Here is a 16,802-nt window from a genome sequence, read left to right on the forward strand (position 1 = left end):
CGTGGCGCGTTGCCACGCGATCCGCGCCGCATTGCCATCAGAGCTTGTACTCGACCTGGAATCTTATTTCGCGACCGAATATCGAGCGTGCCATCTCCACGCCATTCAAGATGCCCGAGGTCAATATACGGGCATTGCCCTCGGTCAAACCGATCTGGTTGGTGAGATTGGTGCCCTGCAGACGAAATACGAGATGCTTGCCGACCCTGGCCACGGCGCCTGCGTCCAACGTGTAATACGAGGGCAACAACTGGGAATTGGCAATATCCGAATAGGAGTAACTGATATTGCTGTATGCGGCAAACAATTGCAGATCACCCCAACTCATCGGGATCATGTAACTGGGTGTGAATCGCGCCTGCCAGCGCGGCTGCCGGATCAGCATATTGCCATTGTAATTATATGCCGCCTGCCCGGGGCCGGCCGCGGAGGCATAGTGGGTGTAGCGGCTGTCGTCCCAGTCGCCAACCAGCGCCAGAGTCAGGTGCTTAAGTGGACGCCAGCGTACATCGAAGTTGATGCCGTGCGCAGTGGAACCGTAAACAGTATTGAAAACGGTCCCATTGAACAGGAATACTGAATAAGGCACGCCAGTGAAGATTCTACGATACGCGGTGACACTGCCATACCATGCACCCTTTTCAGCACGGAAGCCGACTTCCAGGTTCTTGACCTTTTGCACGGATGGCGTGCCGTTGCGCAAATCGTCGAAGCTCGGAAAATGCACGCCCTCATCCGCGCGTACATACGCGCTCATGTCAGGAGTGATTTTGTAGTTCGCCCCCAAGGTCCATGAAGTGCGCGTGGCATTGAAATTTTCCGGGGTATAGGTACCGTTGGCGACCGCAGTATTATTGTTATACAGTGTCAGCGGATTGCCATCAAGGTTGACCGTCGAATCATTCGACACGGAACCACTGAGGTTCTCATTCTCCACGCGTACACCGCCATCAAACAGCCAGCGACCGGTGTGCCACTGATCGTACAGATAGCCTGCGATATTACGCCCGGTGAAGGAATCTATCAATGAGTAGAACGGTCCGCTGATAAAGCCGTTGCGGGTTACCTGGGCGCCATTGTTCAAACTCAGATTGATCGGCTGCGCGTTGTTTGTCGCAGTCATCAACATGTTGTTGCCAAGGTACCAGGTATCGTTGGCGGAGTAGCTGGCGAGATATGTTCCGACGGTCAGGTGATTGCCTTTGAATATACGCTTCGTCAAACGCGCCTCATCGCTGAACGACCGGATCTTGTTATTCACGACCCAGAAACCCAGAGAGGCCACTGGCTGATTGGGGCTCACTGCACCACCACCGTTGACAAACGTGGCCGTACCGCTTGTGGCGAGCCCACCGGCTGCCGCTACCACGGCGGGGTTGGCATTCGCACTGGCTATTTCGCTGGCGGTGAAACTGCTCATCGATTCCGGTGAGAGGTTGTTGAACAAAGCATTGGTCGGCATGTACCCGTCGGTGACATTGAACACATTGCTGAAAGTCCAGCCGTTGTGGAAGTACAAGTTCAGGTTGGAACCGAACATGCGCACGTGCGCGCCGCGTCCATTGGCCAGATTTGCGTTGATTGTCCCGGGCGGATTGCCTGGCGTTACCTGGATGTTGGCCATGCGCAACGCATTACTGGCGAATGTTCCGGTCAAAGGGGAAAACCCCGGGAAACTTGACAGGTTCTGCCCGTTCGGACTGACAATCAGCGGTACGTCGGTGAGGAACTGGTTCCTGTCGTTCAGATCGCGCACATAGAACATGATGCTGCCATGCTTCAAATCATGCGTCAGTGTCGCCGTCAACTGCCCACCTTGATTGGCGGGGAATTGCGGATTGCGAATCTGGTCGGTGCGATAAAAACCACCCACGCTGTAAAACCAGCCCGGGCTGATTTCGCCGCTCATGAATCCGTCAAAGCGATTGTAGCCATAGGTTCCGACTGTGTAGCCGAAGGCGCCTTCGGTCTTTGGCGAGCCTTGACGCAAGGTAAAGTTCGCGACTGCTCCGATCTGGCCGCTTCCGAAAATGACGGAGGGCCCTCCTTGCAGCACTTCCACGCCGGCGATGGTGTCGTCCAGCCTGAACATCGACGAGTTGTCCATGAACGACAATGTGGGCACGGGATAGATCGGCGAGCCGTTCAGTTCGAACGTGACATAGGGTGCATCGCCACCGCCTGGAAAACCAGCCACGTCGATGTTCGGACCGGTTTCGCCGCCGCTGCTCTCCGGCCAGATGCCGGGAACGACCTTGAGCAAATCTGCGGAGCTCGAGGGCATGATGTTCTTGATGTCCTTCAGCGACAGCGCGGTCACCTCGAAGCTGGCGTCAATTCTTTTCACGCCCATGTAAGTGGGCGCACCAGTAACGACGATTTGTTGCAGTGTTTTTACGTGCTTGGGGACCGTCTTTTCGCCCACGGCAGTTTCTTTGCCTAGCGTTGCCGGTGCGGCCTGTGCCTGGACCGTCAATGTGGCCAGCGCCGTGGTAATGGCGAACGCCAGTACAGCTCGATTCGTGCGTGCGTGTTTCATAGATCCTCCACCCTCGGATTGCCTGTGTGCCTAGGTTGTTGTCGAGCCGCATGGGTGCGGCCACTCGCTGGCCATCTCCTTGCCAAAACAGACTCCAGATCGAAATCAGTCAGGGATTCGAATACGACATCGGCAGCCCCGAGCACCGCGGCGGAGCCGATGCCCACCGACCTCATCCCCGCGGCACGGATCGCGGCGATGCCGGCCGCGGAATCCTCAATGCCGATGCAGGCCTGTGGCGCGAGGCCGAGTCCTGCGGCCGCCGCCAGAAAGATCGCCGGGCTCGGTTTGGCCGCGCCGGCGCGGACCGGATCGGCGATGAAATCGAAGTACTCGGCGATGCCCAGCCTGTGCAGCAACTGCGGCGCGTTGCGGCTGGCCGAGGCCAGCGCCAGCTTCAATCCCGCCGCGCGCGCCGCGACCAGGGTTGCGCGCGCGCCGGGCAGCAGCGCCTCGCTGCCGAGCTGCTCGATGCGTTGGAGGTAGCGCTGGTTCTTGCGCTCGGCCAGCGCCTGCTTCTGTTCTTCACTGAATTCATGCGCGCGCGCGCCCAACACGAGTTCCAGCGAACCGCGCCGGTCCACGCCTTTCAAGAGCTCCGCGAGCGCCGCATCGAACGGCACGCCAAGCTCGTCGGCCAGTTCGCGCCAGGCGGCGAGGTGCAGCGATGCGGTATCCGCGAGCACGCCGTCGAGGTCGAACACCACGGCCATGCAGCCCATTGCCACAGGGCGCGCCGCGACCGACGCCGCTGCCGCGAACGCGGGCGCAGCCGCCAGCGGCCTGCGCGCGCGCGCGCCCGGTTCGATCCGCAGCAGCTCGCCGCAGTGACGCAACCGCAGTGGCGCGCTGGCTTCCGCGTGCAACTGGTACAGCACACCGTCGCGGTCGACGGTTACCAGCAGATGCGCGCCCCGCCACTGCACGCCGAAGCGGTAACCCTGCCAGTGCTCGGGGCAGCGTGGTGCAAAGGCGATGGCATCGTGCTCCACGCGCAGGCCGGCAAAGCCCCGGCTCAACGCAAGCCAGCTCCCGGCCATGGCGGCGAGGTGCACGCCATGCGCCGTGTTGCCGTGCAGATCATCCAGATCGACGCGCAAACTATCCATCAGATAGCGCTCCGCCTTGGCGGTCTGCCCGACCATGGCCGCAAGCACCGCGAAGCTCGATGCGGAGAGCGTCGAGTCATGCACGGTGACTTGCTCGTAGTACTCGAGGGTGCGCCGCTTCAATTCGGCGTCGACCTCGGCGCCAGCGAGAACGAGCGCCAGCACGGTATCGGCCTGCTTGCATACCTGGTGGCGGTAGATCGTGAGCGGGTGCAGGCGCAACAGCAGCGGGCCATCACCATGGCCGCGAAGCTCATCCGGCAGGCGTGGCCGATCCAGAAAACCATCGTCCTGCGGATAGATGCCGAGTGCGGCATCCACGGGCAAATGCATCGCGTCCGCCGCGCGCTGCCATTGCCGTGGCTCCTGCTCGCGCAGACCGATACGCTGGCGCAGCGTCACCCAGGCCTGCGGATACCGCGCCGCCATCCACTCCGCGACCGCCGCGGCATCGCGCAGATGTTGCTGCGCCATGCGGTTGGTGTAGTGATTGTTGTCGACCAGCGCCGAGTACTCGTCAGGACCGGTGACTTCATGGATGCAGAACGCGCCGCCGCGACGCGCGCTGAAATGGCCGATCTGCATCCAGATGCGCGCCGTCTCCAGCAGCATCTCGGCGCCGGCATCGCGCATGAATTCCTCATCACCGCTGGCATCCACATACAGACGAATCGCCCAGGCGATGTCCGCATTGATGTGATACTGCGCCGAGCCGCCCGGGAAATACGCCGAGCACTCGGCGCCGGAGATCGTGCGCCATGCGTACAACGCGCCTTCGCCATGGTCGAGTTCACGCGCATGCGCTCGCGCGCGATCCAAGGTGCGATAGCGGTAGACCAGCATGCCGCGCGCAAGCTGTGGCGCGACCAGCACCAGCGCGGGCAGCATGAACACCTCGGCATCCCAGAAGAAATGCCCTTCGTAACCCTCGCCGCTCAGACCCTTGGCTGCCGCGCTGCCACTGCCATCGCGCGCCACCGCCTGCTGCACGTGGAACAGACCGAAGCGCAGCGCGCGCTCGATCTCGATCTGTCCTGGAATGTGCAGATCCAGCGTCGCCCAGAACGACTCCAGCCAGGCGCGTTGCTGCTCGCACAATTGATCAAAGCCGGCTGCGGCCAAGGCAGCGCTGTCCTGCTCGGCGCGCGCGCGCAATGCGGGTTGATCCGGGGTCGTATCAGCAAGCGAACACGCATAGGCGATGTACTTTTCGAGCACCACCTCCTGCCCCGGCGACAGCCGCGCGCCCACTCGCTGCGCCACGCCCGCGTCGCCGCGATCCGCCGTCTCGCAGGGGCCGACCGCGGACCAGTGCTGGCGTTGTACGCAGACCACCGCGATACCGCTATGCGTGGTGCGCTGCGCATACCAGGCCAGCTCGGGACGCGCCGCGCCACCCAGCCACTGCAATCCGCCTTCCAGCACCGCGCCAATGCGCGGGTCATCACCTTGCAGCGCCGCTGCGACCGCAGGCCTGATGCCGGATTCCACAGCCAGCGAACCGCTGTAGTCGAGCGAGCGTATGCGATAGCGCAACGCCATCGCCGCGCGCCCATCCAGAGGCACCAGGCGCTCGGCGTGGATTTCGATGCGTGCGCCCGCCTCGGTCTGCCACAACGCGCTGCGCCGATAGCAGCCGGCGCGCAAATCCAGCGTATGCGTCTCCGACAGGCATCTGCAGCCGTCCGCGCCGAGCGCGGCAGAATCCAGCTCGACGCGAATCGCGGTGGCGTCCGCAACCGGCAGCCGCGTCTCGGTGTGGCGCGCAAAACCCGGGAAACGTTCGTGGTAGCGGATCGGCGTGCGCTCCCAGACCCCGGCCAGAAACACGCGCGGGCTGTCGGTGAGAATCTCCTCGGCGCCGGCGCGCACGCCGAGCGTGCCATTGGCTAGCGCGCACAAACTTTGCAGCCGGGGCGCGGCGTCCGTGGACACATCGCGCCAGCACAACTGCCACGGGTCGTGGCAATCCGCCTGCCGTGCTTGCGCGTTGGTGTGCTCGGACATCGCTGCTTTTGCTCCCCGGCAAGTGCCAATGAGCGGCGAGCCTAAAGCCAAATGGTATCGATATCAAGATATCGATATCATGCGCCGCAACATGGGCGCCTGCGGCGCATCAGGGCTGCCGCGTGGCAGCGCAGCGACCGCGCCGATCACATCCGCATTGACGCTGGCCGCGCCACACCGGAGACTGCAAGACATGACCATTGCTCGTCACTGCCGCCGCGTCGCGACCGCGCCGCCGCACCTGCCGTTACCGGACGCGACCCGCCCTTGAGCAAGACTCGCCAGCCCCGCGCCGAAGCGCACACCCCGATCCACCTGACCATGGCGGATCTGGCCCGTCTGGCGGGAACGTCCAAGATCACGGTTTCACGCGCCCTTGCCGACAGCTCGCTGGTGAATGCGCACACGCGCGAGCGCATCCAGATACTGGCGCGCGAACAGGGCTACAAGCTCAATATCAGCGCGCGCAACCTGCGTTTGCGCCACAGCCGCACCGTGGGCGTCATCGTCGAGATGCGCCCCTCGGACGCCCGTCCGATGCTCGACCCCTACCCACTCAACCTGCTCGGCGGCATCACCCAGGCACTGACCACGGCGGGCTACAGCGTGCTGCTCACCACGCGGCAGGATGCCAATGCCACCGCGATCCACGCCGCTGATGGCTTGATCCTGCTGGGCCAGGGCGTGCATCAGGACGCCGTGCGGCGCTTCGACAAGCTGGGTTTGCCGATGGTGGTCTGGGGCGCCCGCGCTTCCAACGACAACCATGTCGTGGTCGGCAGCGACAACCGCCAGGGCGGACAACTGGTCGCCGAGCATTTCGCACGCATCGGGCGACGCCATCCTGTGTTCGTCGGCCCCCCCGGCCACCCCGAAATCCTCGACCGCCTCAACGGATTCGTCGATGCCCTGGCGCGCAAGGGAATCAAACCGCTGCTGATGCGCCGTGATGACTTCACCATGGCGGCGGGCATGGACGCGGTGCGCTCGCTGGTCGCGCGCGGCGCGAAATTCGACTCCATCTTCGCCTCGAGCGATCTGCTGGCGGTCGGCGCCATCAGCGCACTCAAGGATCTCGGCCTTGACGTGCCGAAGGGAGTATCGATCGTGGGATATGACGACACCCCCCTCGGCGCCACCTTCCTGCCGAACATCTCCACGGTTCGCCAGGACTGGCAGGCGGGCGGCGTGTTGCTCGCCGAGAAAGTGCTGGACCTGATCGAAGGACGCCCGGCGCAAACCGAAACACTCCCGGTCGAACTCATCCTGCGCGCGACTTGACGCGTGGACCCGCTGCCACGTCGCATGACATTCGCGCGCCGGCAGCGAGCCGCCTGCCGCGGATTCAGACGCGCGTCGCGAAACGCCACGGCGCGCCCTCGAAACCGCCGTTGGACATGAACACCACGTGGTCGCCGGCGCGCGTCCGCGCGGCGAGCGCGGACAGCAGCGCGTCGATGCCGGGCACGGCCACGCCGCGACCGTCGAGCGCGGCGATCACCGGCGCGGTGTCCCAGGCCAGTTCGGGCCGCGCCAACAGAATCACCGCATCGGCAGCGGCCAGCGCCGGGGCCAGGCCGGCAGCATGCGCGCCGGCGCGCATCGAGTTGGAGCGCGGCTCCAGCACGGCCACGATGCGCGCCGCGCCCACCCTGGCGCGCAGGCCGGCCAGGGTGGTGGCGATGGCGGTGGGGTGGTGCGCGAAGTCATCGTAAATGTGCAAACCGTCGCGCGTGCCGATCAGTTGCATGCGCCGCTTGACGCCGCGAAAACGGGCGCAGGCCGGCAGCAGCGCGGCCGCGTCGGCGCCCGCCGCGCTGGCCGCGGCCAGCGCCGCCAGCGCGTTCATCACGTTGTGGCGGCCGAGCAGATCCCAGCGCACCGTGCCGATGAGCCGCGCGCCACGGCGCACCTCGAACGCGCTGCCATCCGCCGCCAGCAGGCGCGCGCGCCAGTCGCCGGCGTCGATGCCGAAGCTGTCCACCGGCGTCCAGCAGCCCATCGCAAGGACTTCGGCTAGGCGCGCGTCCTCGGCATTGACGATCAGCCGGCCGTTGCCCGGCACGGTGCGCACCAGGTGATGGAACTGGCGCTGGATCGCGGCGACATCCGGAAAAATATCGGCGTGGTCGTACTCGAGATTGTTCAACACCGCGATGCGCGGCCGGTAATGCACGAACTTGGAGCGCTTGTCGAAGAACGCCGTGTCGTACTCATCGGCCTCGATGACAAACGGATAGCCTTCTCCCGCCGCGAGAAGAGCCTGTCCCGAGCCTGTCGAAGGCTGGCGCGCGGCGCCGGGTGAGGGTTCGTGTTCATGCGCGCGCGGCGCGGCGCCCAGCCGCGCCGACACGCCGAAATCCTCGGGCACGCCACCGATCAAAAAACCGGGCCGCAGGCCCGCCACGTCCAGCAAATGCGCCAGCAGACTGGTGGTGGTGGTCTTGCCGTGGGTGCCGGCCACGGCCAGCACGTTGCGTCCGCGCAGCACGGTTTCACCCAGCCACTGCGGGCCGGAGACGTAATCCAGCGCGGCGTCGAGCATGTACTCTATCGCGGCGTTGCCGCGCGAAAGCGCATTGCCGACCACGATGCGATCCGGCGCGGGCCGCCGCGGCGTGGCCTGCAGGTACTCGGCGCGGTAGCCGGGTTGCAGCGCGATGCCCAGCGCTTCGAGCTGGGTGCTCATCGGCGGATACACGTTGACGTCGGAGCCTTCGACTTCGAGGCCCAGCTCGCGTGCCAGCGCGGCGACACCGCCCATGAAGGTGCCGCAGATGCCCAGAATATGCAGCCGCATCGGGATGCTTGCGCGAGGCCGCGCGCGGCTCAGCGCGCCGCCGCGGCGACGCGCGCGACGGGCAACGCGGCCATGATGCGCGCGAACACTTCATCGAGCCCGCCGACGCCATCGACGATGCGCAGCGTGCCGGCGCGGGTGTAGTGCTCGGCCACCGGCGCGGTCTGCTCGGCGTACACGGCAAGGCGCTTGCGCACAGTTTCGGGATCGTCGTCGGCGCGACCCTCGGCTTTGTGGCGCAGCGCGGTGCGCGCGATGATCGCCGCGCTCGGCACCTTCAGTTTGACCACGGCATCCAGCGGTCGGTCGAGGCGCGCGAGCAATTGCTCCAGTGCCTGCACCTGGGCCAGGTTGCGCGGATAGCCATCGAGAATGAAACCGCCCTGCGCATCGGCCTGCGCCAGACGCTGTTCAAGCATGCCCAGCACGATGTCGTCGGAGACCAGTTGCCCGGCCTCCATCACCGCCTTGGCCTTGAGCCCCAGCGGCGTGCCCGCGGCCACCGCCGAGCGCAGCAGATCACCGGTGGAGATGTGCGGTACGCCCAGCGTGCTCTGCAGCCGCGTCGCCTGGGTGCCTTTGCCCGAGCCGGGCGCACCGAGTAATACCAATCGCATGGGCCTCCCTTGCAGTGCGTCCCGCGCGGGCGCTCCGCTATGCTTGTGATGAGGTTTCAAGCTTGCGGCCCACGGCTGCCCGAGTCAAACCGCCCCTTCATCCCGCGGAGTTCCCCATGCCCGGCAAGCTTTTGTATGCCCAATCCGGCGGCGTCACCGCCGTGATCAACACCAGCGCCGCGGCGGTGATCGCCACCGCGCGCGCCCACGGCGTGCGTGCCTATGCCGCGCGCAATGGCATCCTCGGCGTGCTGCGCGAGGATCTGATCGATACCGGCAAGGAGTCGGCCGCCGCGCTGCGCGCGCTGGCGCACACCCCCGGCGGCGCCTTCGGCTCGTGCCGCTACAAGCTGAAGACGCCCGCGGCCGACCCGGCCGCCTACGCGCGCCTGATCGAGGTCATGGCCGCGCACGACGTGCGTTATTTCCTCTACAACGGCGGCAACGATTCGGCCGACACCGCGCTGAAAATCTCGGCCTATGCCAAACGCAGCGGCCACGAGCTGATCTGCGTGGGCGTGCCCAAGACCGTGGACAACGATCTGGCGGTGACCGACACCAGCCCCGGCTTCGGCTCGGTGGCCAAGTACACCGCGCTGTCCGTACTCGAGGCCAGCATCGACGTGGCCTCGATGGCCGAGTCCTCGACCAAGGTGTTCATCCTCGAGGTGATGGGTCGCCACGCCGGCTGGATCGCCGCCGCCGCCGGCCTCGCCGGGCAAGGTCCGGACGACGCCCCGCATCTGATCCTGTTTCCCGAGATCGCCTTCGACGAAACCGCGTTTCTGGCCCGCGTCAAGGCCACCGTGGAGCGCGTCGGCTGGTGCACCGTGGTCGCCTCGGAAGGACTGAAGAACGCCGCCGGGCAATTCCTGGCCGAGGCCGGCACGCGCGACGCCTTCGGCCACGCGCAGCTCGGCGGCGTGGCGCCGGTGCTGGCGCAATTGGTCAGGAACAAGCTCGGCTACAAGTATCACTGGGCGCTGCCCGATTACCTGCAGCGCTCGGCGCGGCACATCGCCTCCGCCACCGACGCCGCGCAAGCCGCGGCCGTGGGCCGCGCCGCGGTGGAGTACGCGCTGGCCGGACACAACGGCGTGATCCCGGTGATCGTGCGCGGCAGCGACGCCCCGTATCGCTGGAAGATCGCGCCGGCGCCGCTGGCCAAGGTCGCCAATCACGAGAAAAAATTGCCGCGCGGCTACATCACGCGCGATGGCTACGGCATCACCGCGCAAGCGCGCAACTATCTGGCGCCGCTGATCCATGGCGAGGCCTATCCGCCCTACGACCCGAGCGGCCTGCCGCACTACGTCAAACTGAAAAACGCCGCGGTGCCGCGCAAGCTCGCGCCGTGGACCGCGCCGTAGCCGCAGGGCCGACCGTGCGACTTACGAAATCGTGATGCGCGCACTGACCTTCGGCACATGCCCTGCGCGCGGCGCGCGCGCACGGTGCACATGATTCCGCTGCGGGGGTACTGCGATGCGCCGATTCGTCCTGATCCTGATGTTGCTGGGTATGGGTGCGCTGCTGGGCGGCTGTCAGCGCGCCACGGACGCACTGGCCCATGCCGCGGTCAATCTCGGCGACGGCGCCACGCTGCGCCTCGCGCGACACGATGTACTGATCAACGTGCCAGCCCAGCCCGAGGCGCGCATTGACACCAGCGGCGCGCTGCGCATCGGCGGCGCGGCGATCGCCACCACGCCCGCGCAGCAGGCGTTGCTGCAGCGCTATTACCAGCAGGCGCGACAGGTGTCGGCGAGCGGCGTGGCCGTGGGCGCGGCCGGCGTGGCGCTGGCCAGCAGCACGCTGGGCGATGTCGCCAAAGCCATGGCGCAGGGCAAGTCCGGGCAGGTCGATGCCGAGGCGCGTCACCAGGCCGAGGGGGTCAAGCAAGCCGCACGCACACTGTGCGCGGCGCTGGGTACCCTGGCGGGCACACAGCAGGCACTGGCCGCGCAACTGCCCGCGTTCGTGCCCTATGCGGTGATTCATGCCGATGCAGCGCAGCATTGCCGCGCCGGCTTGAGCAACACACCGCAAACCTGAACCGCGGCAGCGGCCCAGCGCCGGGCGCGAGCGCGCGCCGCAGCGGTGGCACGTGGTAATTTGCGCGCGTGTCGCAATGCTGAAGGAGCCTGAGCCATGCGCATCGGACTGGTGGTGGATTCGGCCTGCGATCTGCCCGCGGATTTCCTGCGTGCGCACGCCATCACGCTGTTGCCGATCAGCGTGCGCAGCGACCTGGTCAGCTTCGAGGATCGTCGCGATCCCGACGCCACGCTGCGCTTCTTCCGCGAGCAACTGGGCGATCGCGCGCACCACGCCGAAAGCGAACCGCTCGGCGTCGCGCAGGTGCACGAGCTGTTCCTGCGCGAGCTGGTCACGCGCTACGACGCGGTGATCGTGCTGACCATCACCGCCTCGCGCAGCAAGATCTACGAGAACACCTTGAAGGCCAGCTTCTCGATCCTCAAGGACTACCGCCCGATCCGCCGGGCGGCCGGCTACGACACGCCGTTCCAGTTGCGCGTCATCGACTCGCAAACGCTGTTCGCCGGGCAGGTGCCCGGCGCCTGGGAAGCGGTACGCATGATTGGTTCTGGCGCCAGCGCCGCGCAGATCCGCGAACGCATGGAGTTTCTCGCGCCGCAAAGCTACGGCTATTTTCTGCCGCGCGACCTGTACTACCTGCGCGCACGCGCGCAAAAGCGCGGCGATCGCAGCGTGGGCTGGTTTTCGGCCACGCTCGGCAGCGCGCTGGACATCAAGCCCGTGGTGCGCGGCTGGCGCAAGACCACCGAGCCGGTGGGCAAGGTGCGCGGCTTCGAGCACGGCGCCGAGGTGCTGTTCACGCACGCCGCCGAGCGCGTGCGCGCCGGCCTGCTGGTGCCGGTGGTGGGCCTCAGCTATGGCGGCGAGCTGGATGTGATGCGCGCCCTGCCCGGCTACCAGGACTTGTGCAACACCTGCGACGAGCACGGCGTGCAACTGATCGAGAGCGTGATGAGCATGACCGCGATGGTCAACGTCGGCGCCGAGGGTCTCACCGTCGGCTTCGCCTGCGTCGAGTACGAGGACAGGTTCTAGCGCACGCCGGTTCGCCGCCTGCGCCTGCGTTACGATGCAGCACCTCGCTACATCGCAGTTCCCGGAGCGCCGATCACGCACAAACAACTCACCGCCATCATCGAAAGCGAAGGCGATGGCTACGTGGCGTTCTGTCCCGAACTCGACATCGCCAGCCAAGGCAGCACCATTCACGAGGCACGCGAGAACCTGCGTGAGGCGCTGGAACTATTCTTTGCATCCGCTTCGACCGATGAAATCAAGCCGCGCCTGCACGAGGAAATCTACGTGACCCGTGTCGAGGTCGCCGTTGGCTAGGCTGCGCGTGCTTTCCGGCGCCGAGGTCTGCGCCATCCTCAAGCGCCACGGATACAGCGAAGTGCGCCGCCGCGGCAGCCATATCCTCATGCAAAAGCGGTTGCCCGAGACTACCCGGTTCCGAACCACGCCGAATTGCGCATCGGCACCCTGCAGTCGATCATTCGCCAAGCGGGCGTGAAGCGCGCAGAGTTCGAATTCTGAGACATCGCATGAAGATCGACCGCATGTTCTTCGACCGCTTCGAGCACAGCGTGCGCGACAACCCCACCATCGCGCAGGCCGTCGAAGCCGGGCAGTGGGACCGCGTGATCGACTACGTGAACCGCGAGGTCTTCGATCGGCCCGAGGAGTACTACACCCTCGACAAGCTGCGCAAGGCCGCCGCCGTCGATCGCCGCGTGAGCCTGCGCGAGATCCTCGAGAAGGTCTTCGGCCTGATCCCGCGCTTCAAGTCCAGAGACGAGCTGCTGGAGGAGGAATTCGCCAAGTTCGTCGCCGATAGCAAACCCGACGAAGCCGCCGCCATGCCCGCCATCAAGACCTTCTTCAAGGCCTACGTCAGCAACGACCAGGTACGCGGCATCATCGAGCGCAGGCACTACACCGACCTCGCCACCCACCCCGCGTTCTCCACCCGCGACTTCAAGGCCGTGCCGGCCAGGTACCGCACGCTGATCCCCGAATACGTCAAGGACTACGTGTCCCTGAACCAGTTCGCGCCGTGAGCCATGTACCGTGGTCGCGTTCAACCACGACCGCTGAAGCGCCCGCCATCGCCGCCAGAAACAGGCAAGCTGCGGCATCCATCTGCTGATGGCGAACGCCGCCGTGAACCGCTTCGACACGTTTGATCTGGCGTGCGTCCAGCACCGGATACGGCCACTCATTCACCAGGAGTGCTTTCGAAGAAGAAACACGCGGGCAGGATGGCCGGAGCGATGTAGTCCAGGTCCTGGGCCGACACACCGCACGCGAAGAAGCTCTCGCGCCACTGACGCACCACCGCGACGATCTGGTCAATTTCCTGGCGAGCATCTTCCGCCGACAGCCCGAAGCGGCCAGCCTGCGACAGCAGGTTGTAGCGGCTGGCCGTGCGACCGTAGTGGCCCACGGTCAGTGCCAGGTCGCGTCGCTGCAGGCTAAGCACAGGGGTGGGCACCAGGTCATAGGCGGGCGATAGGCGCCATCCCTTGGGCCGGCGCAGCAACGCGTGATTGCGCGGGTGATCGTCGTTGTTGGTCACGGCGGCATTGAAGACCATGCGCCGGAACAGTTCAGCGCAATCGGCTTCGGGCTTGTCGGACCAGCGCCGCAGGTTGTCGGCCAGCAGCGGATAGGACCAGCGTTCGCGGTTCAGATAGCTGTCGTCGCCGTCGAGCACCGTCAGCCCACTGACCAGCCCGAAGCGCAGATAGCCCTGGTCCGTGTGTTCACGATCGAAGCGCTGCAGCATCAGCACATCGCTGTCGCCGACTGCCTGCAGGCGTGCCTGCGTCACGTTCAGACCGCAGCGGCGTGCGAGGTCGAGCGTGGCGTACTCGATGCGCTGCAGGTTGCAACGATCACCCTTGACGGGAAACTTGCCCAGCCACAGACACTGCGCGTCCTCGATGGTGGCCTTGGGACGGGCGCCGCCCATGCTGGTGCCCGGATCGAGTTGTTCCAGCAGGTGCATGGGCACCGGCTTGCCGTCCTCGATGGCCTGCGCTGCAGCCACCAATTCAGCGAGTTGGTGGGCGCGGTTGTACTGGCGCTTGGGGGCAGGTGGTTCCGCCTTGAGGCCAAAGCTCAGGTAGCCGGCGCCATCTTGCGGGCCATGCAGCAGATAGTCGATTTCGTGCAGATCGCCGGCGGCGCGTTCGAGCTTGTGCTCGATGACCCGCCGCCCCCAGGCGTCTGGGCTCGCATCGCGCAGCGCGCCCGGAATACCCTTGAGTTGGGTGAACTCGTGGACGGTTTTGTCCAGCGGCAGGCGGTACGGATCGAGCGCCACCGCTTCGCCGCGCTGGAGATAACGGTCGCCATAGCGAAAGCGGCCGATCGGCGTGCCGTCGGGCAGGGTTTGCACTTTCAGCAGCGCCGCCGGCACCGTGTCCAGGGTGCCGGGGAGCTGGATGTAGACGTAGGCTTCGCGTTCAGAAGTCATAGTCGTTGCCGGCCTTGCGCGGCCTTCCCGCACGCATGGGACGCCGCGAAGCTTCGAGCCCCTTGCCATGCGCATCGGTGTCCGGATCGGCCACCGCGTCCAGGGACTTTTCCAGGCCGAGCGCCCACAGCACGGTGAAGCACACGCCGATGGCCGTGCCGGGCTTGCCGAGTTCCAGCGCCGTCACGGTGTTGCGGTTCACCCCAGCCTTGCTGGCGAGGTCCACCACCGACCAGCCGCGACGAATCCGCGCGATGCGGATGCGTTGACCCAGTTGGACGATGCGTTCGGAGACATGCGGTGGAATGGCAAAGTTGCTCATTATTTTGGGCTTATTCAAGCTTAATGCCTGCAATAATAGGCAAATCTTGATGGCCTCGCAAACCGCGCCATCCATGCCGCGCGCTGATCCCTGCTACAGCAACACGACGTCTCGCCCAACCCGCTCGCGCCGTAAGCCGCCCGCCAGCCCGCGCACCGGTCAACGTACTACTTTGTGTGTTGAACCCGGAGACGCGCCATGTCATCCACCTGAATTTCACCAGCGCCATCGATCGTGACCTGCTCAAGCGTGCCAAGGTCATCGCCGCCAAAACCGACACCTCGGTCAACGCGCTGTTCAACGCCGAGCTGCGCCACCTGGTCGAAACCTTCGCGTCCGCCGAGCACGGCGGCAATCAGAATTTCAAGGTGCTGCTCGATTTCTCGCTGGGCCGGCTCGCTGGCGACGATGCCATGCGCGCGCTGGGGATCGACAGCGCGGAGGATCTATTCCTGCTGATGGCACAAGCCCACCTGCCGATGCCGCGCCTGCCGGATGCCATGACGCAGAACATGATCGACCAGCTCAAGTCGCTCAGCGCCGCCTGAGCCGCGCCCGCCATGTCCGCGCCGGTCGTTTTGCTGCCCGACGCCGGGCCGCTGATTACCCTGGCCTACGCCGACGCGCTCGATCTGCTGTTCAAGCCCGGCGGGCCGGTGCTGCTGGTGGACATGGTGCTGCACGAAGTCACGCGCAACCAGACGCCGACCAGCGAAAAACTGAGCCAATGGGCCGCAGCCAGCAAGCTACCCGTGCGCGCCACGCAAACTTTCCAGCACCACCAGCGCGCGCTCACAGCACAAGCCGCGGCCACGCGCACAGCCAACCTTGGCGAAGCTGAAAGATCCGGCGCTGCGCGTGGCCGATGCCCAGCGCGCGGTGCAACATGGCTGGTCGCGCAATGTGCTGAACACCCATATCGAAACCCAGCGCATCGAGCACGAGGGCAACGCCGTGACCAACTTCGCCGCGCAATTGCCCGCGCCGCTGTCCGACCTGGCGCGAATCGCTGAAAGACCCCTACCGGCTGGATTTTCTGGGGCTGGGCAAGGAGGCGCAGGAGCGTGCCGTCGAGTCGGCGCTGGTGCAGTACATCACGCAGTTTCTGCTGGAGCCGGGGGCGGGCTTCGCCTGCGTCGGGCGGCAGGTTCACATCGAGGTGGGCGGCGAGGATTTTTACATCGACCTGCTGTTCTATCACCTCAAGCTGCGCTGCTATGTGGTGGTGGAACTCAAGGCGGGTGCCTTCAAGCCGGAGCACACCGGGCAACTGAGTTTTTACCTGAGCGCGGTGGATGCGCAGGTCAAGCACGCGGACGATAACCCGACCATCGGCCTGCTGCTGTGCAAGAGCCAGAACCGCGTGGTGGCCGAATATGCGCTGCGCGACATCAACCAGCCCATCGGCGTGGCGGAATACCAACTGATCAACGCGCTGCCCGCGCAACTGAAAACCAGCCTGCCGACCATCGAGCAGATCGAGCAGGAGCTGGGCGGCGCGCAGGGCAGCGCATGAGCCTGATGCAAACCGGGCAGGCGCAGGTGGCCGGCATCCGCGAAGCGATTGCGCGCTGCGGATAAAAATCCGCGCCTCAAGTCGCGGTCGTGGCCGGGAGCAGACGCGCGTATGCCTTCCTGATCACGACGTAGCACCCACAGGAGCGGCGTTTGAGGCCGGCGCGGTCGAGCACCGTGATGTGACCTCGCTGGTAGCGGATCAACCCGGCCTCCTGCAAGCGGCCAGCCGCATTGGTGACGCCTTCGCGACGCACGTCCAGCAAGTGGGCGATGAGCTGATGCGTCATCACCAGCTCTTTGGAATGCGCCCGGTCCAGGCTGAGCAGCAGCAAACGGCACAGCCGCTGA

The 16,802-nt window shown here is 65.7% G+C and carries 18 protein-coding genes; 11 read left to right on the forward strand and 7 right to left on the reverse strand.

The window, feature by feature from the left end:
- Positions 1-37 precede the first annotated feature (37 nt).
- Complete coding sequence (locus ACYDAT_RS11170) at positions 38-2,539, reverse strand: TonB-dependent receptor (RefSeq protein WP_461450139.1); 2,502 nt, start codon at positions 2,537-2,539, stop codon at positions 38-40.
- A complete protein-coding gene (pgmB, locus tag ACYDAT_RS11175) occupies positions 2,536-5,655 on the reverse strand; it encodes a beta-phosphoglucomutase (protein ID WP_461450141.1) in 3,120 nt (1,039 codons plus the stop codon). The genes ACYDAT_RS11170 and pgmB overlap by 4 nt, the downstream gene beginning before the upstream one ends.
- Before the next feature lie 28 nt (positions 5,656-5,683).
- Here pgmB and ACYDAT_RS11180 point away from each other — a divergent pair, with 28 nt between their 5' ends.
- On the forward strand, positions 5,684-5,926 hold the full coding sequence (locus tag ACYDAT_RS11180) for a hypothetical protein (RefSeq protein WP_461450143.1): 243 nt from the start codon (positions 5,684-5,686) through the stop codon (positions 5,924-5,926).
- 50 nt (positions 5,927-5,976) lie between these two features.
- Positions 5,977-6,936, forward strand: coding sequence for a LacI family DNA-binding transcriptional regulator (locus tag ACYDAT_RS11185; RefSeq protein WP_461440453.1), 960 nt, complete (start codon positions 5,977-5,979; stop codon positions 6,934-6,936).
- Between the two features lie 64 nt (positions 6,937-7,000).
- Here the strand turns inward: ACYDAT_RS11185 and mpl are convergent, their stop codons facing one another.
- Both mpl and ACYDAT_RS11195 read right to left on the reverse strand, forming a co-directional pair.
- Positions 7,001-8,455, reverse strand: coding sequence for a UDP-N-acetylmuramate:L-alanyl-gamma-D-glutamyl-meso-diaminopimelate ligase (gene mpl, locus ACYDAT_RS11190; protein ID WP_461450145.1), 1,455 nt, complete (start codon positions 8,453-8,455; stop codon positions 7,001-7,003).
- A gap of 29 nt (positions 8,456-8,484) precedes the next feature.
- The gene (locus tag ACYDAT_RS11195; protein ID WP_461450147.1) at positions 8,485-9,072 is read right to left on the reverse strand and encodes an adenylate kinase; all 588 of its coding nucleotides are present in this window, start codon (positions 9,070-9,072) and stop codon (positions 8,485-8,487) included.
- A 116-nt stretch (positions 9,073-9,188) separates the two neighbouring features.
- Here ACYDAT_RS11195 and ACYDAT_RS11200 point away from each other — a divergent pair, with 116 nt between their 5' ends.
- The 6 genes from ACYDAT_RS11200 (at position 9,189) to ACYDAT_RS11225 (ending at position 13,193) form a co-directional block, all read left to right on the forward strand.
- Positions 9,189-10,442, forward strand: a complete 1,254-nt coding sequence (locus tag ACYDAT_RS11200; RefSeq protein ID WP_461450149.1) for a 6-phosphofructokinase — start codon at positions 9,189-9,191, stop codon at positions 10,440-10,442.
- A gap of 115 nt (positions 10,443-10,557) precedes the next feature.
- Entirely contained in the window at positions 10,558-11,127 is a 570-nt protein-coding gene (locus ACYDAT_RS11205) for a DUF2884 family protein (RefSeq protein WP_461450151.1), read from the forward strand.
- Between the two features lie 96 nt (positions 11,128-11,223).
- Positions 11,224-12,168, forward strand: coding sequence for a DegV family protein (locus ACYDAT_RS11210; protein WP_461450153.1), 945 nt, complete (start codon positions 11,224-11,226; stop codon positions 12,166-12,168).
- A gap of 123 nt (positions 12,169-12,291) precedes the next feature.
- Positions 12,292-12,465 (forward strand): type II toxin-antitoxin system HicB family antitoxin, encoded by a 174-nt coding sequence (locus tag ACYDAT_RS11215; protein ID WP_461440691.1) that lies wholly within the window; start codon positions 12,292-12,294, stop codon positions 12,463-12,465.
- A 7-nt stretch (positions 12,466-12,472) separates the two neighbouring features.
- Positions 12,473-12,646 carry a type II toxin-antitoxin system HicA family toxin gene (locus ACYDAT_RS11220; protein ID WP_461450165.1) on the forward strand — a complete coding sequence of 58 codons (174 nt, stop codon included), beginning with the start codon at positions 12,473-12,475 and terminating at the stop codon, positions 12,644-12,646.
- Between the two features lie 31 nt (positions 12,647-12,677).
- Positions 12,678-13,193 (forward strand): hypothetical protein, encoded by a 516-nt coding sequence (locus ACYDAT_RS11225; protein ID WP_461450155.1) that lies wholly within the window; start codon positions 12,678-12,680, stop codon positions 13,191-13,193.
- A 158-nt stretch (positions 13,194-13,351) separates the two neighbouring features.
- Here the strand turns inward: ACYDAT_RS11225 and ACYDAT_RS11230 are convergent, their stop codons facing one another.
- Complete coding sequence (locus ACYDAT_RS11230) at positions 13,352-14,614, reverse strand: type II toxin-antitoxin system HipA family toxin (RefSeq protein ID WP_461450157.1); 1,263 nt, start codon at positions 14,612-14,614, stop codon at positions 13,352-13,354.
- Positions 14,604-15,011 carry a helix-turn-helix domain-containing protein gene (locus ACYDAT_RS11235; RefSeq protein WP_461441925.1) on the reverse strand — a complete coding sequence of 136 codons (408 nt, stop codon included), beginning with the start codon at positions 15,009-15,011 and terminating at the stop codon, positions 14,604-14,606. Before ACYDAT_RS11235 ends, ACYDAT_RS11230 begins: the two co-directional genes overlap by 11 nt.
- A 104-nt stretch (positions 15,012-15,115) precedes the next feature.
- Here ACYDAT_RS11235 and ACYDAT_RS11240 point away from each other — a divergent pair, with 104 nt between their 5' ends.
- The 3 genes from ACYDAT_RS11240 to ACYDAT_RS11250 are packed head-to-tail and all read left to right on the forward strand — an operon-like array spanning position 15,116 to position 16,452.
- The gene (locus tag ACYDAT_RS11240) at positions 15,116-15,484 is read left to right on the forward strand and encodes a hypothetical protein (RefSeq protein WP_461450159.1); all 369 of its coding nucleotides are present in this window, start codon (positions 15,116-15,118) and stop codon (positions 15,482-15,484) included.
- A gap of 12 nt (positions 15,485-15,496) precedes the next feature.
- Positions 15,497-15,949, forward strand: a complete 453-nt coding sequence (locus ACYDAT_RS11245; protein WP_461450161.1) for a hypothetical protein — start codon at positions 15,497-15,499, stop codon at positions 15,947-15,949.
- Between the two features lie 29 nt (positions 15,950-15,978).
- Positions 15,979-16,452, forward strand: a complete 474-nt coding sequence (locus tag ACYDAT_RS11250) for a PDDEXK nuclease domain-containing protein (RefSeq protein ID WP_461450167.1) — start codon at positions 15,979-15,981, stop codon at positions 16,450-16,452.
- Between the two features lie 76 nt (positions 16,453-16,528).
- Here the strand turns inward: ACYDAT_RS11250 and ACYDAT_RS11255 are convergent.
- Positions 16,529-16,802, reverse strand: a 274-nt coding sequence (locus tag ACYDAT_RS11255) for a Crp/Fnr family transcriptional regulator (RefSeq protein WP_461450163.1), incomplete at its 5' end; no start/stop codon positions are given.

It is taken from the genome of Metallibacterium sp. (assembly GCF_054637675.1).